We start from the raw sequence: 19671 nt of genomic DNA on the forward strand, positions 1-19671 counted from the left end.
CGGCCCGGGTTTCACTTCCCGGCGACGGCCTCCTCTCTGACCTTCGGCAGGGGCCCTGGGATGTCGACTTCGATGACGACATAGGCGGATTGTTCGCTCAGCGAGGCACGGCAGTCCTTGAGGTGACCGCCGTTGCGTTTCGCCACCTCCTCGGCAATCTCGCACGGTTCGCCGGTGGCCAGTCCGCGCACGGCGTCCGCAGCGGCGAGCGCCGCCAGGTCCGCGGCACTCTGCGCCCGACTGTGGGCGACGAAGGCTTGGCCGAGGGTGCCGATGGCGGTGACGAGGACGAGCACGATCGAGCACAGCCCCACGACGATGTTCGTCATGACGGCCCTGTCCGATCTCCCTCGAACCGGGCGGTGGCGTTCGCATCGACGGTGTCGAGGAAGAAGATCGCGGCAGGCAGTTCGATGGTGACGGTGACGACCGAATACCCGCCGTCGGCTCGGACTCGAACCGATGAGGAGTCACCTGCGTGCTTCTTCGCTTCGGACACGACTGCGGCTTGGGGCTCGCCGCGGACGATCTCCCGGGCCGCGGACCGGGCCGCGTCGAAGGCTCGCAGCTGTGAGAAGCCGACCGCGGCGGCTCCCGCGAGCAGCACGATGAGGAGCACGACGGCGGGCATGACGACGGCGAACTCTGCCGTTGCCGTCCCGGCGTCGCGGTCTCCGCCTCGCTGCCGCTGACGGGAGCGTCCGCATGCCATGGCGGTTCAGCTTCCCAATCCGAGCGCCGAGGAGATGACCCCGGTGATGAGTTCCTTGATCGGTTCGGATTTGAGGACGACGACGAGCAGTGCGGCGAATCCGCATGCCGCCAGTGTGGTGATCGCGTATTCGGCGGTGGTCGCTCCGGTGTCCGATTCCCAGAACTGTTCGATCGCACTGTGGTCGTCGACCGGTTCGATCTGCCCGGTCGGCGGGTCCTCGATCTCCGGGGACGGTGATGTGGTGGCCATGCTCTCCTCCTTGGCTGAAACCCCGTTCGCACTCTGCGAGCGGACCTTCAGCCTGGGAGTGAGCGCACTGTCGTGTCCAGGGTCGAGATCGGGCCTGTGGAAACGGGTTCTGCGTCCACAGGCTCACCGTGTGTGAGTGAAGGTGCCGTCCACAGGACACGGCGTGTGAGTCGGTGCCTCAGCTGTTGCTGGCCCAGTCGTCTCTGAGGATGGCCATGATCACTTCGTCGTGGCGGCGGCCGTTGAAGAACACGGCCTCACGACGACGACCTTCTTCGACGAACCCGGCTTTCGTATAAGAGGCGATCCCACGGGTGTTGAACGCCCAGGTCTGCAGCTCGATGCGGTTGAGTCCCAATTGGAGGAACCCGTACTTCACGGCCAGACGCACCGCGTCCGAACCATAGCCGCGGCCGTGGAATTCGGGGCCGAGGACGATGGCCAGAGTTGCGGACTGGTTGATGGGATTGCGTCCGTAGAGGGTGACATGGCCGACGAACTCTGCGGTTTCGGTCAGCTCGATGCTGAAGCCGACTGCTTCGCTCGAGGTGTTCGCGCTCCACTGGGAGAACTGCTCGGACACACCCCCTTCCGGCCGCGGCAGAACCGTGTGATTCTGCAGGACGACGATCGAGGGATCGAACCACCACTGTTCGAGGTAAGGCAGATCTTCCTCCCTCAACGGGCGCAGTCGCACGGAGCGGCCGACGAAGAGGTTCTCGGCGTAGTCCTCGGCTTGTTCGACATTGGACAGCTGGTTGAAGGGTGTGACCGGTGCCATGCGTCGAGCCTATCGGACGAGGCCGAACCCTGCAGGAGGCTTCAGAAGAACACGGTCGTGAGGTCGGAGAGCAGGGAGATGACGACCGGGACCACGGAGAGCAGCAGGAACGCCGGCAGGATGCACATGCCCAAGGGCAGCACCAGCTGGACGCCCAATGAGGCGGCGGCTTCCTGCCGACGCCTGCGGGAGGACGCCCGCAACTCCTCGGCCACGGACTCGATGAGGGGTGCCGGGCCGACACCGGTGTGTTCGGAGAATTCGAAGACCTCGAGCACCGGCAGCAGCCGGTCGTCGGCAGCGAGTCTGCGTCCTCCGATCGTCATCGCTCGAGCGATCCTCTGCAGGCCCGATCGGTCGTCGGTCGCCTCTGCGGTCAGGGTCAGAGCCACGGGGATCGGCAGCCCCGAGGTCAGGCAGATCGCCACGAGGTCGAGGTCGAAGGCCAGCTGATCATCGGCCACTGCCCCCGCCGCCGACGACCCCGGCGTCCCGGCCTCCGGGGCGGCCGCCTCGGTGCCGGTGGGGTCGGTCCCGGCCTCGCCGAGGAGGTTCTGCAGTCTCCCGCGGGTCGACCCGGACCACAGCAGTACGCCGAGTCCGACGCAGGCACCGATGAGCACGGGAAGCATCGTCACCTCTGTGCTCGCAGCATCATCGTCCGCATCCACCATCGGCCGGCCCCGTAAAGGAGGAGGCCGAGACCGATGCTCAGCTGTCCCGGCAGCCCGGTGATGAGTTCCAGTGGTCTGACTCCGATGAGCAGGCCGAGACCGACGCCGATGAGCGGCAGCCAGCTGAGCACTCGCACCGTCGACTTCGGTCCGGCCATGGCGATGCGGCGTTCGCGTTCGGCGTCGAGTGCATCTCTCTGAGCCGCGGCATAGCGCAGGATCATCTCCGCGGCGGGGGCTCCGGAGCGTTCGGACACCGTCCAGACGGCGGCCATTCCCGACAGCACGTGAGCGGCGGTCCCCGACAGTGTGCTGCTGCGGGTGGCGATGGCCCGTCCGGGTTCCTCACCCAACGAGATCGCACGTGAGATCGGGGCCAGTGCGTCATTGTGGCGGCTCAGCGTGGCCATCACCGCCTGCGGGGTCATCCCCACTTTGAGCAGGTGGGCGCAGTGCTCCACGGCGGCGATCGCCCACAGTCGTTCGGCTTGGTCATCGGTGGTGTGGCCGCCTCGGCGAAGGAAGGCGCGCATTCCCTTCCGCACCGGTTCGCCGCCCTCGGCACGGTGCAGGAGTTCACGCAGCCTGGCCCCCGGGTCCGAGGGTGCGGCGAGGATGATCCCGGCCGCGATGAGGGCGGCAGTGAGGACGATCATTGTGCGGACTTCTGCTCGAGCACGGCTTCGAACCTGGCCAGGGCACGGCGGTTGACGGTGCCCGTCGTCGAAGGTGACGGGCGGCCCCACACCGGTTCCATGACCACCCCCTCGGCTCCGGTCCTCGTCGGGATCGCCAGTTCGGTGATTCCTCGCTCGGAGCCGGTCCGGCGCAGGTGGATGACGAGGTCGATGGCAGTGGCGAACTGCGAATACACGGCGTCCGGGCTCATCTTCGCCAGCGCCCCGAGCGCGGCCACCCGGCTGGGTACGGCATCGGCGGTATTCGCGTGGATGGTCGCGCATCCGCCCTCATGACCGGTGTTGAGCGCGGTGAGCATGTCCCGGACCTCTGCGCCGCGGCATTCCCCGACGACGAGGCGGTCGGGCCGCATCCGCAGGGCGTTGCGCACGAGATCGGTCAGCGTCACTTCGCCGCCGCCTTCGACGTTGGCCTGGCGGGAGGCGAGCTGGACGGTGTGCGGGTGGGTGACGATGAGTTCGCGGGAGTCCTCGACGATGACGATGCGCTGGATCGGCTCGACCAGCGACAGCAGAGCGCCGAGGAGGACGGTCTTTCCCGTGCCCGTCCCGCCGGAGATGAGGATGTTCGCCCGCGAGGTGACTGCCTCGGCGATGAGGGGGCTGATCTCATCGGGGACGAAGCCTTCGGCGCAGAGTTGGGAGAACGGGAACCCGGAGCGTTTGGGCACGCGGAAGCTGATCGTCGTCGTCTCTCCGGAGATCGGAGGGACGATCGCGTTCATCCGCACCCCGTCGGGCAGGCGCACATCGACATAGGGGCTCGAATCGTCGAGGCGGCGCCCGCCGAGGGCGGCCAATCGCACCGCCAATGAACGCACCTCCTCTTCGGAGCCCAGTGACAGGTCGAGCAGCTGGGGTCCGTCGCCGGTGTCGGCGAAGATCTCACGGGGCCCGTTGACGAACACGTCCGTGGTGCCGGGCACCTCGAGCACGGACTGCAGGGGCCCGGCCCCGGACAGCTGCGCGGACAGCCGGGTGACGAGTTCGAGGAGGGCGGAGGAGCCGAGGACGCGTCCGGTGCGTTGGACCGCCTCGGCGACGGCGGCCGTGGTCACCGGTCCCGGTTTCTCGAGCAGCGTTTTGCGGACGTCGGCGACCAGCGAGGCGTCGAGCCATTCGCTCATTCCACCCACTCCCCCAGCAATCGGTCGACGAGGCGGCCGAGGTGCGCTCCTCCCGGTATGCCCTCTCCGCGGTCGACGGCGGCGGACAGTCCCCGGTCATCACGGATGCTCCCGGCCAGGCTCAGTCCGATTGAGTCGGCGAGGAGGTCGGCGTCGAGGCCGCCTGCCCCGGTTTCGCGGACGACGAGGCGCACATCAGGGTGGGCGTGGGAGAGGCGTTTGGCGACTTGGGAGGAAGCGACGGCGGACCGGACCCGGGCCGGTGAGACCAGGAGGACATGATGGCAGCGCCTGATCCACTGCGGTGGGGCGTGGCGGGGCAGGTCGACGATGACGAGGTCGAAGGCCTGACCGGCCGCGGCGAGGAAGTCGTCGAATACGTCCGGGTCGAGGTCGACGGTGTCGTCTCGACCCCACGACAGCAGGGCGAGTCCGTCGTGGCGGGGCAGCGCGTCGGCCAGGGTGGAGGGGCGCAGCTGTCCGCGGGAGGCGCTGAGGTCGGTCCATCGGGGCCCGGGCACCTGTTCGGCGCCGAGGACGAGGTCGAGTCCCCCGCCGAGCGGGTCGGCGTCGACGAGGACGGTGCTGTGATCGGCTCCGGCCCGTCGGGCGAGTGCGCATGCGAGCACAGAGGCGCCGGCCCCGCCGCATCCGGCGACGACGCCGACCGTGGTTCCGGGAGCTGTCGGCGGCTCGACGGCGGAGATCATCCGCCCGCTGAGCCATTCCGCGGCGGCGGGCAGCACGGCGAGCTGGTCGACGCCGAGGTGGGCGGCTTTCGCCCAGGTCGAGGAGGGTTCGTCATCATCGAGGACGACGAGGATCTTGTCTGCCCGGTCGGTGGCGGGGGCTTCGCGGACGTCCTCGCCGAGGAGGATGAGCGACGCGGACTGCCAGCCTCCGGAGTCGGGAGGCAGAACGGTGAGTGAGATGCCGATGCTTTCGGCCACTCGGGCGCATTCTTCGGTGATCGCGCCGAGGTCGGTGATGAGGGCTACCTGCATGCGCCGAGCCTGTTCCCGGCAGGCGGTCACCGGCCAGACCCGGGCACTGCCCTGTGGAGGGGACGACGAAGGGGCGCCCCCTGTGAGGTTGAGTCACAGGAGACGCCCCAAGCGGCAGTCTGCGGCCTCCGTCCAGGTCAGCCGTAGCGGGCTCACCGGCCGGTCACATGGCGTGGTGCCGGTGGGCTTTGGAACGGCCGGGTTCTGTCCACAGCGTTGGCGTGCGAGTGGATGCAGGCCGAATCAGCCGCGCTGGATTCCTTCGATATTGCGCAGAATACCCGTGGTGCTGCCGTCGGAGGCACGGACCTTGAACCAGGAGCCGTTGTCCTCGAGGCTGAGGTACCAGTCGCCGGGGTAGATCGTGAACACCGGCATTCCGGTGGTCTCGTCCACGGCTTCGCGCGGTTCGGGAACAGCGAACCAGAATGCCTGGATGATGGGGCGCCCGCCTTCCTGGTTCTGTTCCTGACCATTGTCCTGATCGGCGGTCCGGCCGTCGTTCTGCGCACCGTCGGGCCGGTTCTGTCCGGCATCGGCGGGCACCGGCTGGCTGTCGACGGCCGTCTGTGCCATGGTCTCGTCGTTCGATCGGCCTGCGCCCCCGTCGGTCTCCGGCTGGTTGGCGTAGTCGGCGACGGGAACGTACTGAGTCGGCTCCTCGCTTTCGGCAGCGGTGGTCCACTCCGCACGGGTGGCCGGCTCCATCACAGCGGTCGCCTGCTCCTCGTCATCCGCGGCCGCGTTGTCGCCGGCCGTGGGCTGGTCGTCGGCTGTGGACTCGTCGCCTGCCACGACCTGTCCGTCTGCCGGAGTGCTGACGACGGTGGCGTCGGTGGAGCGGACGTTCGCATCGTCGTTCGAACCCTGTGCAGCGGATCCATCCGTCGATGGCGAGGAGTCTGATGGCGAAGCGTTCGAACTCGCATCCTCGGGTGCGCCGCCTGCCGACGCCTGATCGACATCGGTTGAGCGCTTCGCGTCCGAGTCCGCACCGGTGTTCGCGCCTTCGACGGCGTTCGTGTCCGAGGACTTCGCATTGACCTTGGAGACCAGGTCGCTGCTCTCGGTCGGTGGCACGACCGTCGGGGCTTCGTCTTCCGTCGCCGAGGCGGCCGCGGCTTTGTCCGCAGACGCGTCCTCATTCGCCTCATCGTTCTGCGGAGCCGACGGGGTGCCGGTCGGTTCCGCGCCGGTGTCCGACTCGGGAGCGGCATGACGACCACGGCGACGTTCGGAGTCCGAGTGCGCAGCGGCGACACCGGCAGCCCCGGCGCCGATCACTCCGGCGCCAGCAGCGGCGGCCGCTGCACCTGACTTGTCGTCTGCTTCGGCGGACTGGGCGTCGGATTCAGCCGTTTGGGCATTCGACTCGGCGGGCCGGCCGTCGGTCGAGGTGGGCTGGTCGCCGAGCGCATCGGCTTGGGACCCGCCGGCTCCGACGCCGAATGCCTGAGTCGGTTCGCTCTGCGAATGCTGCGGGGCTTCGGAATCGCGACGGCCCAGATAGGTCTGTCCCTCACCGGTGCTGTGCACCGGTCCGTCAGCCGAGGGCTGGTCCGAGGTCTCGGCCTGGGGCACCGGTGAAGCTGCCTCCGCCGAAGTGCCGGCAGCGGCAGGCGCGGCGAAGGAGCCGGCCGAACGCCCGGCTGCCTGCTCCTCCGGCGGAGCGTAGGGGCTGGGCTGACCGAACTGCTCGGAAGGCTGACCCGGCTGTGCGGGCGCGCCGAACTGGTCCTGCTGACCCGGGCCGCCGAACTGACCCGGCTGACCGGGCTGTGCCGGTCCACCCGGCTGACCGAAATGTCCGGCATCCGGCTGACCGGGCTGTCCCGGTCCGCCCGGCTGACCGGGACCAGACTGACCCGCACCGGCCGAGCCATAGGGTGCGAAGCCGGGTGCACCGGTGCCCGGACCGCCGGCACCGGGCACATTCGCGACGGGTGCCGGATGAGGGGTGTGCTTGGTGACGGGGCGTGCCTTCGGATGGGTCTCGATGTCCTCGCGTCCGGCGAATTCCTTGGCGAAGAACGGCAGCATCGTGAACACTCCGGCAAAGAACGCGATGAGCGCGGCGAAGAACGTCAGGTAGGAGCCCACATGCCAGTAGACCGCCGAGGTGAGCAGGTCGATGAACCCATAGGTGAAGGCGATCGCAGAGAGCACGGAGATGAACTGGTCGAGGCTGAGGGATCCGACCCGCAGTCGGCTGTTGCCGAGCTTGTTGACGAGCACTGCCGCCACGATGAGCAGGATCGTGAGCACCGCGAACACGAGCGCTCCCATGTCCGCGACGTTCCAGTGCCACAGAGTGGTGGTCTCGCGTCCGAAGCCGTAGCTGTAACCGCGGTAAGGCACGAACAGTGCGATGAAGGCGAGCAGACCGGCGAAGAGAAGGAAGAGGTCACGCAGAGTCAGCGGTCCGAGGATTCCCGGCCCGGTCTTCTGCTTCGGTGCAGGTGCCTGCCCGAATTGGCCAGGTGCCGAACCATACGGTCCCGGAGCCGAGCCGTACTGGCCCTGAGCAGACCCGTAGGGGCCGGGCCCCGACCCGTACTGTCTCGTGGCCGACCCGTAGGGCCCCTGTGCTGCGGCTGGCTGACCGGGTGCCGAGCCGTAGGGCCCCGGTGCGGAACCATAGGCCGGTCCGGGAGCCGAACCGAACTGCCCCGGTCCCGAGCCGTAGGCCGGGGGCTGCCCACCGGGGTGCTGCGCGTTCTGGCCCGGGTACTGCGGGGGCTGATCCTGCCACGGCTGTGGCCCGGACCCGGTTGGATGCTGCGGCGAACTCATCGCTGACTCCAGTCGATCTCGGGGAAAAGGTAACAGTGTTTCCGTGTCCGCGCGGGACGGATCCCGACAGACTCTGACCCCATCCTTGCAGAACACAGGGCCCCTGTGCACTCATATGCGCATTCTCAGGCACGTCGAGAACCCATCCGGCTCCCGCCGAGGCGACCCATCGTTGCCGTCAACATCAACGAAATCGTGTGACTCATACCACGACAGATGCGTCATGGCTACCCTCGATCACCCCGTTCATCGATTGAAACTGTTCTCCGCTGCCAGTGATCAGCGGTATACAGTGCAACTAGAATTTTCGATCCACCAAGGAAGTCGGAGGGAAAGCATGACCGAAACCGCTGCCGGGCAGACCGAGACGTTTGCCCCACCTGAGCAGTTCGCGGCCGCCGCCAACATCAAGGCTGATGAATACGAACGCGCCGAAGCCGACTACCTGGGCTTCTGGGCAGAACAGTCCCGTGAACTCGTCGACTGGCACGAAGACTTCGGCGAAGTCCTCGATTGGACCAACCCGCCGTTCGCCGAATGGTTCGTCGGCGGAAAGCTCAATGTCGCCTATAACTGCCTCGACCGGCACGTCCTCGCCGGCAACGGCGACCGGGTGGCCATCAACTTCGAAGGCGAACCGGGCGACTCCCGCGTCTTCACCTATGCCGAACTCCTCGCCGAGGTGTCGAAGGCGGCGAACACGCTGACCGACCTCGGCGTCAAGAGCGGCGACCGGGTCGCCATCTACCTGCCGATGATCCCCGAAGCGGTGATCTCGATGCTCGCCTGCGCCCGCCTCGGCGCGGCACATTCGGTCGTCTTCGGCGGCTTCTCCTCCGACGCCCTGCGCTCGCGCATCATCGACGCCGAAGCCCGCGTGGTCATCACCGCCGACGGCAGCTACCGTCGCGCCAAGCCCACGAGCCTCAAACCGGCCGTCGACGAAGCGCTCTCCCAGGGCGACACCCCGGTCGAGCACGTCCTCGTCGTCAAGCGCACCGGTCAGGACGTCGACTGGGTCGACGGCCGCGACCAGTGGTGGGAGGACTCTGTCGGCCAGGCCAACGACAAGCACGAATGCGAGTTCTTCGACTCGGAGAACCCGCTGTTCATCCTCTACACCTCCGGCACGACCGGCAAGCCCAAGGGCATCCTCCACACCTCCGGCGGCTACCTCACTCAGGTGCTGTACTCGATGAAGGCCGTCTTCGACATCAAGCCTGAGACGGACGTCTTCTGGTGCACCGCCGACGTGGGCTGGGTCACCGGCCACTCCTATGTCACCTACGGTCCGCTGGCCGCCGGTACCACTCAGATCGTCTACGAAGGCACCCCTGACACCCCGCACCAGGGCCGCTGGTGGGAGATCATCGAGAAGTACAAGGCCACGATCCTCTACGCCGCACCGACGGCGATCCGCACCTTCATGAAGTGGGGCGAGGAGATCCCCGCGAAGTACGACCTGTCCAGTCTGCGCCTGCTCGGCAGCGTCGGCGAACCGATCAACCCCGAGGCCTGGCGCTGGTACCACCGCGTCGTCGGCGGCGAGCGCTGCCCGATCGTCGACACCTGGTGGCAGACCGAGACCGGTGCCCACATGATCGCGCCCATGCCCGGTGTGCTCTCGACCAAGCCCGGTTCCTCTCAGCGTCCGATTCCCGGCATCTCCGTCGACGTCGTCGATGATTCGGGCGAGAACCCGGCGGGCCCCGAAGGCGGACTGCTCGTCATCCGCCGGCCCTGGCCTGCCATGCTGCGCGGAATCTGGAAAGACCCGGAGCGCTTCAAGGAGACCTACTGGTCGCGTTTCGAGGGCACGTACTTCGCCGGCGACGGTGCCCGCCGCGATGAGGACGGGGACATCTGGTTCCTCGGTCGGGTCGACGATGTGATGAATGTGTCCGGTCACCGCCTGTCCACCGCGGAGATCGAATCCTCCCTCGTCGCCCATTCCAAGGTCGCCGAGGCGGCGGTCGTCGGTGCCGCCGACGACACTTCCGGTCAGGCCGTCGTCGCGTTCGTCATCGTCTCCAATGGCGTCGAGGACTCTCCCGAGACCGCTGAGGAGCTGCGTCAGCATGTGGGCAAGGACATCGGCCCCATTGCGAAGCCGAAGAAGGTCCACATCGTCACGGATCTGCCCAAGACCCGTTCGGGCAAGATCATGCGCCGCCTGCTCAAGGACGTCGCCGAGAACCGCGAGGTCGGCAATACGACGACTCTCGCCGACTCCTCGGTGATGGACCAGATCGAAAAGTCCGTCTCAGGCGACTGAACCTCACACCCTGAGGCCGAGCTCGGATGACCCGTCGGTGACAGACGACCCTGCCGCATAGCGGCCGTCGTCCGGATCCGACGGGTTTTCCCGGTTCTCCGCCGATTCGCCTTTGGCCGCAGGGCGCGTTCAGACTACTCTTAAACTTAGATTGTCCTCGTTCTCGATTTAGGAGCTCTCATGGCCGAACGGTCCATCAGCGAACTGATCAAAGGCATCAGCGACGATTCCAAAGCGATCGCCGAGGAAGAGATTGCCCTGGCCAAGGCCGAAGCCACTGCCGGTGCGAAGAACCTGGGCATCGGAGCAGGACTGGCCGTTGTCGCTCTCTTCCTGCTCTTCCTGTCCTCGTTCATGGTGATCTTCGCCGGCGCTGCCGCATTCCATGAGGGGCTGGGTTGGCCGTGGTGGGGCAGCTTCCTCATCGTCTTCGGCATTCTCGCCGTCATCGCGATCGTCCTCGTTCTTGTCGCCCTCCCCCTGTTCAAGAAGGGCAATCCGGTTCCGGGCACCGCGATCGGATCAGCCAAATCGCTGGTGGCGTCCATCAAGCGCGCGGTGAAGAACCCCTCGGGGCCCAGGTACTGACACTTCTCCGATTCTGAGAACCACGGCAGAGACGAAGGCGGCGCCGGACGATATGTCCGGCGCCGCCTTCGTCTCTGCCTCAGACGTCGCTGCTTCAGAAGTCGATCGCGATGGGGGCTTTAGTGTCCCAGCCCCCGGCCCAGCCGAGATGCTCGAGGGCGAAATCGAGGATGCCGGCGGTGAAGCCCCACACCTTGAGGACTCCGACGTCGAAGGCCGGAGTTGAGATCTTCAGATCGGGGCGGGCGAATGTCCCGCGATTGGCCGGGGCGACGAGATCGGCGATGGCCACCCGGTAGACGGAGTACGACTCCCGCTGATCCATCACCTGGACTCGGCCCGGCTCACGCCAATAGCCGACCACCGGAGTGACCTCGAACTTCGAGACGGGGATATAGAGCGGGTCCATCTCGCCGAGCACTTCGACGGTGTCCGGGGGGATTCCTGCTTCTTCCTCGGCTTCGCGCAGTGCGGCGGCCGCCATGGAATCGTCTTCGGGGTCACGTCCGCCTCCGGGGAAGGCGACCTGACCGGGGTGATGGCGCAGGGTCGCAGCCCGCTGCAGCAGCACGATGTCGACATCGGCGACACCGAGTTGGGCCAGCCGCGACTTCTCTGCCCGTCCCGCCTCGGTGCGGGCTTCTCCCCCACGTCCGAAGAGCATGAGCACGGCGGCGTCACGGACCGCCTCCTCTGCCGGTCCCTTCTGCCGGCGCAGCCACAGTGGGGAACCGTGCGAAGTGGCGAGGTCTTCGAGCTGACCGCGCAGGGCACCATCCGCGATCGTCGCCGATTCGGGTGGAATGTTCGGGATTCCGGTGCTCACTGTCCGTCCTCGGAGGCGGCCCCCTCGGCGGGGGTGGCCAAGGGTGCCATTTCGAAACGGAGCATGGCGCGGGCTTTGTCCGGGTCGAGTTCGCCGATCCCGAAGGAGGGGCACAGGTCGGTCAGGGGGCAGGCTCCGCAGGCGGGCCTGCGGGAATGGCAGATGCGACGGCCGTGGAAGATCACCCGATGCGAGAGCATGGTGAGGTCCTTCTTCGGGAACAGCGCCGCGATCTCGTGTTCGGCCTTGACCGCGTCGGTCTCCTCGGTCCACCCGAAGCGGCGGGCCAGCCGACCCATGTGGGTGTCGACGGTAAGGCCGGGGGTGTCGAAGGCGTTGCCGAGGACGACGTTCGCGGTCTTGCGGCCGACTCCCGCCAGCTTGACGAGCTTGTCCAGTGTGTTCGGCACCTCGCCGTCGTACTCGTCGACGAGTTCGTTCGCGAGCTTGACGATGTTGCGGGCCTTCGCACGGTAGAACCCGGTGGAGCGGATGTGCTCCTCGACCTCGATGAGGTTGGCCACGGCCAAGGCGTGGGCATCGGGGAACGCCGCGAAGAGGCCCGGGGTGACCGAGTTGACGCGGATGTCGGTGGTCTGGGCGGACAGGACGGTGGCGATGAGCAGCTGGAACGGGGTCTCGAAATCGAGTTCGCACTTCGCGTTCGGATACACCTCGGCGAGGATGCGATGGATCTTCCGTGCCCGGCGGGTCCGACCCAGCGGGGTCTCCTTCGCGAACTTCCGCGCGCTCTTCTCTGCCACAGTCAACACGACTCACCATCCTAATCCGTGCCCCGTCATTCCGCAGTCATGCCGGTCACACCCTCGATTCGGGCTCGCGCGATCGTTTCATCCCGCACGGTCGGATCTGGCGGTCTGCGGGAATGGTGCGGGCGGGAGCCGTGTTGCGCGATGCGGGAGAGGTTTTGATACTGATGGGCCACACTCCCGCGTCTTTGCTGGTATCGATGCAGATGACCAGGTAGATTTATGTGTGATTATTACGACAAGGAGGAACCAGTGGATATTGAAGTGGTGCGGGGCGCGACGCTCTTCGCAGGTCTGGACGATGAAGCCACCAGTGCATTGATGAAGTTCATGAACCCGCGGAGTCTCCGTCGGGGAACCGTACTCTTCCATGAGGGCGATGCCGGCGACGAGCTCTACATCGTCTCCTCTGGCAAGCTCAAGATCGGTCGTGAGTCCTCCGACGGCCGTGAGAACCTGCTGTCCGTGGTCGGTCCCGGCGAGATCATCGGCGAACTCAGTCTCTTCGATCCGGGCCCACGCTCGACCTCTGTCACCGCTGTGTCCCAGTCGGAGCTGCTCAGCCTCAAGCACGAGGACCTCACCACCTGGCTCAACGATCGCCCGCAGGCTGCGATGAACCTGCTCAAGGCTCTCGCTCAGCGTCTGCGCCGCACGAACGAGACCGTCGGCGACCTCGTGTTCTCCGATGTGCCCGGCCGTGTCGCCAAGGCTCTGCTCGATCTGGCAGCCCGCTTCTCGAAGCCGGCTCCCGACGGTGTGCTCGTCGCTCACGACCTCACCCAGGAAGAGCTCGCTCAGCTCGTCGGTGCCTCTCGTGAGACCGTGAACAAGGCGCTGGCCGACTTCGCCGCCCGTGGGTTCATCCGCCTCGAGGCTCGCTCCGTCGTCATCCTCGACATGGACCGTATGCGCAACCGCGCCCGCTGATCCTCCCAGCGACGTCCGGCCGCTGTGGCCTCCTGGACGCCGCGACGAGAGACGCCCCAGCCGATTTGGCTGGGGCGTCTTTCATGCGCGCTTCAAAGCCCTGGACGCTTGCCGGGAGGTGAAGGCCGATGCCGCTCAGGCGTCGTCGGCGCCGGGCAGAGCGTCGAGGTAGGCCAGCTGGGCCTTGACGATCTGTTCGGCCGCCGACCGCACGCTCGGGTCGACGTCGTGATAGACGATGTCGCACACCTCCGCGGCCGTGCTCGCCCCCTGCTCCAATGCCGCCTTGACCTGCTCGATGCGTTCGAGTCGGTGGGAGCGGTAGTAGTCGATCACCTCGGCGGGGGCGTCGATGCGCTCACCGTGGGCCGGCTCGATGACTGCGAACTCACCGTCGTCGAGCAGCTCCTTCAGCCGGTCGAGGGAGTTCAGGTAGTCGCGCAGGGATCCTTCCGGGTGAGTGACGATCGTCGTCCCCTCCCCCAGGATCGTGTCGCCGCTGTAGAGAGTTCCGGCGTGGATGAGGCTGATGCTGTCGCTCGTGTGGCCCGGGGTGGCGATGACGCGCAGAACGTCGGCCGGGGTGGTGCCGAAGGCGATCTCGTCGCCGTCTGCCACCGGTTCGGTGTGGCGGGCGAAGCGTTCGAGCACGGCGTACACGGGCACTTCGGGTGCCCACTGGTCGATGCTTCCGAGCATCTCGGAATGGTCGGCGTGTTGGTGGGTGAGAACGACCGCTGTCAGGTCACGGTCGGCCACCTCGGCGAGGAAGGCCTGACGGTGGTCGGCCGTCTCCGGGCCGGGGTCGATGACGACCGCAGAATTGTCATCCTGGCTGGTGAGCACGTAGGTGTTCGTTCCGGTCAGGGTCATCGGGCCCGGATTGTTCGCACGGATTCTCATGAGTCGTCGTTCTCCTCGTCTGTCGTTTCGTCATCGTCGTCACCGCCGAATGTCAGGAAGCCGGGGCTCTGGTCGTTGTCGGTCTCGCCGACGGCGACCGCACGGTCGCGCAGGCTGCCTTTGCTGTGGGGGTCCTTGCCCGTGTGGATGACGACTTTCCAAACGCCGTCGTCGTCGATGATCTCCGGACGCAGCGGGTGGACGTTGCGGATCTGCGCCATGGCCGCGCCCACGGTCGGGACCTCGGCGAGGCTTTCGACGATGAGGCGGGCGGCCGCGCCGATGCGATCGGGGTCGCCTCCCACCTCGGCGAGGATCTGCCCGGGGCGTTTCCACCCGGCCGAGGTCTCGTTCGGTGACAGGAAGTCGACTTCCTGCCCGAAGGGCACGGTGGCGATGAAGTACGTGGTGTCGAATCGGTGCAGCTGGGTGGGTGTGTTGATCCAGCGCAGCCACGGTTTGCACAGGTCGGGGCGCAGTCGCAGGTCACGGTCGCGCAGGACCTGCGACCAGGACACTTCGTTCGAGAACAGCCTCGATCGGGTGGTGTGCCAGTCCGTCTGCGGTGTGGCCACGACCTCTCGGTCGACATCCTCGGCGAGCAGGATTCCGGTGGCGGCGAAGGTGATGCGGGCGGCCGCGGAGAAGTGGTGCAGGGCACGGGATTTGTTCTCGATGCTCAGCGCGCGTGCGCACCGGGCCGAATTCCATCCCGCCAGGGGCAGCTTCCGCACATCACCCGGGCGCAGGCTGCTGGTGGGAAATGCCCACCGGTTGCGGTCCTCGACGCCGCGGGCGTCGAGTTGCCGGGTGATGAAGAGTTCCAGCCCGTCCGCAGAGTCCCGGATCAGCACGATCGCCGAGGTGGGACGTGGGGCTTCGGGGACGGGCCACCGTCCGTCGGACTGCCAGTGGTCGAGCAACCACCGCAGTTCCGACGAGACGGGAAGAGTGCGTCCGCTAAGCGGCATCGCCTGAGACCTCGACGATGACCTCGACCTCGACGGGAGTGCCCAGCGGCAGGGTGTTCACGCCGATGGCGCTGCGGGCGTGCTGCCCACGGTCGCCGAAGATCTCACCGAAGAGTTCGGATACGCCGTTGATGACGGCCGGTTGCTGGGTGAAGTCGTCGGCGGAGTTGACGAAGCCGGTGACCTTGACGACACGCACGACATTGTCGAGGTCGCCGATGACTCCGGCGATCGCGGCCAGGGCGTTGAGCCCGGCGGTGCGGGCCAGCTGGTAGCCGATGTCGAGGTCGACGTCCGTGCCCAGGTGTCCGGTGGCGGGCAACTTGCCGTCGACGACGGGCAGCTGGCCGGAGGTGTAGACGTAGTCACCGGTGCGCAGTGCGGGAACGTAGGCACCGGCTGGTGTGGCGATCTCGGGCAGTTCGAGGCCGAGTTCGGCGAGACGCTCAAGGGTCTTCGACATGATTGCTCTTTTCGACGTAGGTGGTCAGGAGGATGACGGCGGTGCGGGGATGGTCAGCAGCCGCCTCGGTGCCGGATTCTGGTCATTCCTTCGGACGTTTGAGGTAGGCCACGAGTCCGTTGTTGTCCGGGCCGGGAACGACCTGCACGAGTTCGTATCCGTCCTCACCCCACTGGTCGAGGATCTGCTTCGTCGCATGGACGATGAGCGGCACGGTGACGTATTCCCACTTGGTCATGATTCTCCTCGGTTGAAGGTGCGTCGCCGAGGCTGTCCGGGGTGATCCGGTGTGCCGGGTTCTCCTGATGTGGTCGACGACGCTGGTCCGCTCCCCACACTAGCCCAGACCGGGCAAGCTGGGCACCTGCGTTCCGTGACTGCCGGTCCGCTGGGATTCGGCTTGCAGTGCCGTCGGTCGAGAGGACAGCGAAGGCGGGGAGGCTCTGGCTCTCCCCGCCTTCACCGGCCCGATGTCCGGTGGGTTCCAGCCGCCGGTCACGACCGGCACTTCATCGGCTCAGTTGCCGCCGAGGCCCGGGGCCTCGCCTCCGCCGTTGCCGCCGTCGCCGTCACCGCCGTCGCCGCCGTCACCGCCGCCACCGCTGTTGCCGCCGGCACCGCTGTTGCCGGAGTTGCCGCCGCCACCGCCGCCGTTGCCGCCTCCGCCGTTGCCGCCGCCGGTGCCGCCGTTGCCGCCTCCGCCGCCGGTGGAGGAACCGCCGCCACCGCCGGAGCCGCCTCCGGAGAAGTACTTGCTGCTGGGCTTGGGGAAGCCGGTGTTGCCCTTGGTCTCCTTGACCGCCTGGCTCATGTACGACTGCCAGGTCTTACCGGAGATGGTCGCACCGTAGACGTGGCCGCGGACGGCGCCCGCGCCATTCGTGCGCCAGTCGCGAGTACCGCCCGGATCACCGGTCCAGACTGCCGTCGACAGCGTCTTCGTGAAGCCGAGCAGCCAAGTGTGACCGACTTCGAAGTTCGTCGTACCGGTCTTCGCACCGGCCGGGACCCCGATCTTCAGCTGACTGGTAGTGCCGCCGTTGAAGGTCTGCGTAAGTGCGTAGGCGACCCCCTTGGCCACTTCTTTGGAGAGTACTCGTTTGCAGCCTTCACCCGGAAGATCAAGCTTCTTGCCGTTGCGATCCTTGATCTCGGTGATCGGCTTCGGCCCGCAGAACTCACCTTCATTTGCGAAGGTCGCAAACGCCGCGGCCATGGCGATCGGGGTGGTCTCCGTCGTACCGAGGATCGAGGAGGGCGAGAGCGCCTGAATGAAGCCGGACTTGTCTTCGTAGTCCAGCCTCTCACCGCTGCCGTAGCGGATGCCCAGATCCATCGCAGTGTCCAGGATGTCGCACATGTTCATCTGGTTGCCCATGGCCGCATAACCCGTGTTGACGGATTTCTTCGTCGCCTCGAGTGCGGTCATCGAGCCCCTGCCTTCACCGTCTCCGGCGTTGTTCGGGTCCCAGTCTCCGGCCATGCTCGGGCAGCCGTCGTACTTCCAGGAGCTGGCCGGGAAGTTGCGTTTCGTGGCATTGACGGTGGTGTTGAGGCTCTTGCCTTCCTTCAGCCAGGCCGTCAGCACGAAGGGCTTCCATGTCGATCCGACCTGGAATCCGCCGCCGCCGTTGTGCTTCTTGTCGACGGTGTAGTTGATCGAGGTCTTCTTGTTCTTGTCCTTCTTCTTGACGTCACCGGCGGTGTATTCGCGGTTCTCCGCCATCGCTATGACCTCGCCCGTGCCGGGTTCGATCGTCACTAGGGCGTGACCGGCACCGGAGGGATCACCGACGGGGACGCGCTTCTTGACCTCTTTGTCGGCGATCTTCTGAATATCGGGGTTGAGGCTGGTCTTGATCGTCAGTCCGCCTCGTTGGAGGAAAGCGAGTCGCTCGTCGGCCGTTTCCCCGAAGGTCTCGTCATTCATGATGACGTTCTGGACGTAGTTGCAGAAGAACTCCGCCTGGCTCTTGGCCGCAGTGCAGCCGTTCGGCGTCTCGTGCAGATCGAGATCGAGGTCGGTTTTGACCGCCTTGTCGTATTCCTTCTGCGTGATGTGATCGTACTTGAGCATCTGCCCGAGCACGGTGTTGCGACGTTTGAGGACCTGATCGGGGAACCGCTGGGGGTTGAATGCCGAGGGGTTCTGAACGATTCCGGCGAGCATCGCCGACTGCTGGATGTTGAGGTCTTTGGCGTGGATTCCCCAGTACCGGTAGGCGGCAGCTTCGACGCCGTAGACGTTCGGGGAGCCCGAATAGTTGTTGATGTTCATATAGCGGTTGAGGATTTCCTTCTTGTCGTACTTCTTCTCAACCGCGACAGCGAGCTTGGCCTCGCGCAGCTTACGCGCATAACCGGCGGTGCCTTCGGATTCCTTCGCCGCTGCGACGCCTTCTTCGTTCTCCTCGGCGTGCGCGTTCTCTGCCAGCACGTTCTTCACGTACTGCTGCGTCAGCGTCGATCCGCCCTGAGTCGTCGAGGACACCATGTTGTGCACCGCTGCACGGGCGATGCCCTCGATGTCGACTCCGCCGTGTTCGAAGTACCGGTAGTCCTCGACGGCGATCGTCGCGTTCTGCATGTCCTGCGAGATCTTGTCCAGCGGCACCTCCTGACGGTTCTGCCAGTAGAACTCCGCGATCTCGGAACCGTCGGAGGCAAGCATCGTCGACTTCTCGCCCAGGTCCTTGATCTCCAAGGTGGCGGGAAGAGAATCGAAGATCTCGACGGCACTGTTCGCACTGGCTGTGGCTACGCCGACTCCGGGGATGGCTAGACCGGCGGCGACGATGCCCGCCACCGCACTGACGGCCACGAACTGCATGAACGCGCCCATTTTGGTGGGAGGGGCGTTTGACTCAGGAGACACCATGCTGGCCAGTTTAACGAATTCGCCTTGTGCAAATCTTCAGAAACCGCTGAACGGACTAGCCCTTTGCGACGAGTTCCACGAGACTGACCTCCGGTCGGCAGGCGAAACGCACTGGTGAGTACGGCGAGAACCCGAGTCCTGCGGAGATCGCGACGAGGCTCTGCCGGTAGGGGAAAACTCCTCGTGCGCGTGTCCGATCGAGGTCGCAGTTCGTCACCGGTGCGCCCCAGAAGGGCACACGGATCTGTCCGCCGTGTGTATGCCCGGCCATGATGAGGTCCGCCCCCGCCGAGGCGAACGCCTCCAAGGTCCGAGAATACGGGGCGTGCGTCACGCCCACCTTGAGACCGGCGTCGGGGTCGAACCGCGGATGCTCGAGTTCGCCCTCGCCTGGGTCTCTCCCACTCCAGCGGATCCGGTCACGGTCGATATGGGCGTCGCCGAGCCCCGAGAAGTGGATGCGTGTGCCCTTGATCGTCAGGGTCGCCTCGGTGTTGTCGAGGAAGTGCCATCCCTGCCCTCCGGCAGCGGCGTCTGAAGCGGACGCCGGTTCTTCGAATCCGCGGATGAGGGCTTTGACGTCGAGGTCCGGGTCCACCCGATGTTTGACCTCAGAGGGTGAGCGCAGATATTTCGCGGGATTCTTCGCCTGCGGGGAGAAGAAATCATTCGATCCGAGGACGAATACACCGGGGGTGTCGAGCAGACCGGAGAAGACATCGAGGACGCTCGGCACAATGTCGGCTGAGAGGTTGTCGCCGGTGTTGACGACGAGGTCGGGTTCGAGGCGGGTGAGTGCTTTGACCCAGGAGGCACGGTGCTTCTGCCAGGGCGCCAGGTGCAGGTCGGCGGCGTGGAGGATCCGGATGGAGTCGGCTCCGACCGGCAGGATCGGCAGGGTGTGGCGGCGGATGGCGAAGAGGTGCGGTTCGATGACCGCGCCCCAGATTCCGGCGGCCGCGGGGACGGCAAGAGCACCGGCGAGGAGTGCGCGCTTCTTCATTCCCCCAACTCTATCCGCTCCCA

Annotated in this window: 20 protein-coding genes; 3 read left to right on the forward strand and 17 right to left on the reverse strand. The window is 66.3% G+C overall.

Annotated features, from left to right (window positions below):
* Nucleotides 1–11 precede the first annotated feature (11 nt).
* From GUY37_RS14115 to GUY37_RS14155, 9 genes are all read right to left on the reverse strand, one after another.
* Nucleotides 12–329, reverse strand: a complete 318-nt coding sequence (locus GUY37_RS14115; RefSeq protein ID WP_166826795.1) for an Rv3654c family TadE-like protein — start codon at nt 327–329, stop codon at nt 12–14.
* Complete coding sequence (locus tag GUY37_RS14120; protein WP_166826797.1) at nt 326–712, reverse strand: TadE family protein; 387 nt, start codon at nt 710–712, stop codon at nt 326–328. Before GUY37_RS14120 ends, GUY37_RS14115 begins: the two co-directional genes overlap by 4 nt.
* A 6-nt stretch (nt 713–718) precedes the next feature.
* Complete coding sequence (locus tag GUY37_RS14125) at nt 719–964, reverse strand: DUF4244 domain-containing protein (protein ID WP_166826798.1); 246 nt, start codon at nt 962–964, stop codon at nt 719–721.
* A 178-nt stretch (nt 965–1142) separates the two neighbouring features.
* Complete coding sequence (locus GUY37_RS14130; RefSeq protein ID WP_152348580.1) at nt 1143–1745, reverse strand: GNAT family N-acetyltransferase; 603 nt, start codon at nt 1743–1745, stop codon at nt 1143–1145.
* 41 nt (nt 1746–1786) lie between these two features.
* Entirely contained in the window at nt 1787–2377 is a 591-nt protein-coding gene (locus GUY37_RS14135; RefSeq protein ID WP_166829816.1) for a type II secretion system F family protein, read from the reverse strand.
* Between the two features lie 2 nt (nt 2378–2379).
* Nucleotides 2380–3075: a type II secretion system F family protein gene (locus tag GUY37_RS14140; RefSeq protein ID WP_166826799.1), complete on the reverse strand. Its 696-nt coding sequence runs from the start codon at nt 3073–3075 to the stop codon at nt 2380–2382.
* Complete coding sequence (locus GUY37_RS14145; RefSeq protein ID WP_166826800.1) at nt 3072–4244, reverse strand: TadA family conjugal transfer-associated ATPase; 1173 nt, start codon at nt 4242–4244, stop codon at nt 3072–3074. The genes GUY37_RS14140 and GUY37_RS14145 overlap by 4 nt, the downstream gene beginning before the upstream one ends.
* Nucleotides 4241–5248: a septum site-determining protein Ssd gene (gene ssd / locus GUY37_RS14150; RefSeq protein ID WP_166826801.1), complete on the reverse strand. Its 1008-nt coding sequence runs from the start codon at nt 5246–5248 to the stop codon at nt 4241–4243. The genes GUY37_RS14145 and ssd overlap by 4 nt, the downstream gene beginning before the upstream one ends.
* Before the next feature lie 243 nt (nt 5249–5491).
* Nucleotides 5492–8041 (reverse strand): hypothetical protein, encoded by a 2550-nt coding sequence (locus GUY37_RS14155; protein ID WP_166826802.1) that lies wholly within the window; start codon nt 8039–8041, stop codon nt 5492–5494.
* Nucleotides 8042–8378: 337 nt separating this feature from the next.
* Between GUY37_RS14155 and acs the strand changes: the two genes are divergently transcribed.
* A complete protein-coding gene (gene acs / locus GUY37_RS14160) occupies nt 8379–10316 on the forward strand; it encodes an acetate--CoA ligase (RefSeq protein WP_166826803.1) in 1938 nt (645 codons plus the stop codon).
* Nucleotides 10317–10496: 180 nt separating this feature from the next.
* Nucleotides 10497–10904 carry a phage holin family protein gene (locus GUY37_RS14165; RefSeq protein ID WP_152348586.1) on the forward strand — a complete coding sequence of 136 codons (408 nt, stop codon included), beginning with the start codon at nt 10497–10499 and terminating at the stop codon, nt 10902–10904.
* A 94-nt stretch (nt 10905–10998) separates the two neighbouring features.
* Here GUY37_RS14165 and GUY37_RS14170 read toward each other — a convergent pair whose 3' ends face one another.
* Nucleotides 10999–11730 carry an NUDIX hydrolase gene (locus GUY37_RS14170; protein ID WP_166826804.1) on the reverse strand — a complete coding sequence of 244 codons (732 nt, stop codon included), beginning with the start codon at nt 11728–11730 and terminating at the stop codon, nt 10999–11001.
* Nucleotides 11727–12503 carry an endonuclease III gene (gene nth, locus GUY37_RS14175; RefSeq protein WP_166826805.1) on the reverse strand — a complete coding sequence of 259 codons (777 nt, stop codon included), beginning with the start codon at nt 12501–12503 and terminating at the stop codon, nt 11727–11729. The genes GUY37_RS14170 and nth overlap by 4 nt, the downstream gene beginning before the upstream one ends.
* Before the next feature lie 249 nt (nt 12504–12752).
* Here nth and GUY37_RS14180 point away from each other — a divergent pair, with 249 nt between their 5' ends.
* A complete protein-coding gene (locus tag GUY37_RS14180; protein WP_139907185.1) occupies nt 12753–13430 on the forward strand; it encodes a Crp/Fnr family transcriptional regulator in 678 nt (225 codons plus the stop codon).
* Nucleotides 13431–13565: 135 nt separating this feature from the next.
* On the opposite strand, the gene GUY37_RS14185 is transcribed toward GUY37_RS14180, so the two are convergent.
* The 6 genes from GUY37_RS14185 to GUY37_RS14210 all read right to left on the reverse strand — a co-directional run bounded on the left by GUY37_RS14185 (nt 13566) and on the right by GUY37_RS14210 (nt 19648).
* Complete coding sequence (locus GUY37_RS14185; protein WP_166826806.1) at nt 13566–14333, reverse strand: MBL fold metallo-hydrolase; 768 nt, start codon at nt 14331–14333, stop codon at nt 13566–13568.
* Entirely contained in the window at nt 14330–15304 is a 975-nt protein-coding gene (locus GUY37_RS14190) for an NUDIX hydrolase (RefSeq protein ID WP_166826808.1), read from the reverse strand. The genes GUY37_RS14185 and GUY37_RS14190 overlap by 4 nt, the downstream gene beginning before the upstream one ends.
* Nucleotides 15294–15767 carry a RidA family protein gene (locus GUY37_RS14195; RefSeq protein WP_166826809.1) on the reverse strand — a complete coding sequence of 158 codons (474 nt, stop codon included), beginning with the start codon at nt 15765–15767 and terminating at the stop codon, nt 15294–15296. Before GUY37_RS14195 ends, GUY37_RS14190 begins: the two co-directional genes overlap by 11 nt.
* A gap of 82 nt (nt 15768–15849) precedes the next feature.
* Nucleotides 15850–16005: a hypothetical protein gene (locus GUY37_RS14200; protein ID WP_009883339.1), complete on the reverse strand. Its 156-nt coding sequence runs from the start codon at nt 16003–16005 to the stop codon at nt 15850–15852.
* A gap of 279 nt (nt 16006–16284) precedes the next feature.
* Nucleotides 16285–18645, reverse strand: coding sequence for a transglycosylase domain-containing protein (locus GUY37_RS14205; RefSeq protein WP_166826811.1), 2361 nt, complete (start codon nt 18643–18645; stop codon nt 16285–16287).
* 55 nt (nt 18646–18700) lie between these two features.
* Nucleotides 18701–19648, reverse strand: a complete 948-nt coding sequence (locus tag GUY37_RS14210; RefSeq protein WP_166826812.1) for a metallophosphoesterase — start codon at nt 19646–19648, stop codon at nt 18701–18703.
* Nucleotides 19649–19671: the final 23 nt, after the last annotated feature.

This window comes from Brevibacterium limosum (genome assembly GCF_011617705.1).
In the GTDB taxonomy this organism is placed as follows: domain Bacteria; phylum Actinomycetota; class Actinomycetes; order Actinomycetales; family Brevibacteriaceae; genus Brevibacterium; species Brevibacterium limosum.

Excerpts from the sequence above, each read along its gene's own strand:
- GUY37_RS14205 (WP_166826811.1), bottom strand. The coding sequence starts at position 18,645 with ATGGTGTCTCCTGAGTCAAACGCCCCTCCCACCAAAATGGGCGCGTTC.
- GUY37_RS14190 (WP_166826808.1), bottom strand. The coding sequence starts at position 15,304 with ATGCCGCTTAGCGGACGCACTCTTCCCGTCTCGTCGGAACTGCGGTGG.
- GUY37_RS14130 (WP_152348580.1), bottom strand. The coding sequence starts at position 1,745 with ATGGCACCGGTCACACCCTTCAACCAGCTGTCCAATGTCGAACAAGCC.
- acs (WP_166826803.1), top strand. The coding sequence starts at position 8,379 with ATGACCGAAACCGCTGCCGGGCAGACCGAGACGTTTGCCCCACCTGAG.
- GUY37_RS14195 (WP_166826809.1), bottom strand. The coding sequence starts at position 15,767 with ATGTCGAAGACCCTTGAGCGTCTCGCCGAACTCGGCCTCGAACTGCCC.
- GUY37_RS14115 (WP_166826795.1), bottom strand. The coding sequence starts at position 329 with ATGACGAACATCGTCGTGGGGCTGTGCTCGATCGTGCTCGTCCTCGTC.
- GUY37_RS14125 (WP_166826798.1), bottom strand. The coding sequence starts at position 964 with ATGGCCACCACATCACCGTCCCCGGAGATCGAGGACCCGCCGACCGGG.
- GUY37_RS14185 (WP_166826806.1), bottom strand. The coding sequence starts at position 14,333 with ATGAGAATCCGTGCGAACAATCCGGGCCCGATGACCCTGACCGGAACG.
- GUY37_RS14140 (WP_166826799.1), bottom strand. The coding sequence starts at position 3,075 with ATGATCGTCCTCACTGCCGCCCTCATCGCGGCCGGGATCATCCTCGCC.
- GUY37_RS14155 (WP_166826802.1), bottom strand. The coding sequence starts at position 8,041 with ATGAGTTCGCCGCAGCATCCAACCGGGTCCGGGCCACAGCCGTGGCAG.
- GUY37_RS14135 (WP_166829816.1), bottom strand. The coding sequence starts at position 2,377 with ATGCTTCCCGTGCTCATCGGTGCCTGCGTCGGACTCGGCGTACTGCTG.
- GUY37_RS14120 (WP_166826797.1), bottom strand. The coding sequence starts at position 712 with ATGGCATGCGGACGCTCCCGTCAGCGGCAGCGAGGCGGAGACCGCGAC.
- ssd (WP_166826801.1), bottom strand. The coding sequence starts at position 5,248 with ATGCAGGTAGCCCTCATCACCGACCTCGGCGCGATCACCGAAGAATGC.
- GUY37_RS14165 (WP_152348586.1), top strand. The coding sequence starts at position 10,497 with ATGGCCGAACGGTCCATCAGCGAACTGATCAAAGGCATCAGCGACGAT.
- GUY37_RS14145 (WP_166826800.1), bottom strand. The coding sequence starts at position 4,244 with ATGAGCGAATGGCTCGACGCCTCGCTGGTCGCCGACGTCCGCAAAACG.
- GUY37_RS14210 (WP_166826812.1), bottom strand. The coding sequence starts at position 19,648 with ATGAAGAAGCGCGCACTCCTCGCCGGTGCTCTTGCCGTCCCCGCGGCC.
- GUY37_RS14200 (WP_009883339.1), bottom strand. The coding sequence starts at position 16,005 with ATGACCAAGTGGGAATACGTCACCGTGCCGCTCATCGTCCATGCGACG.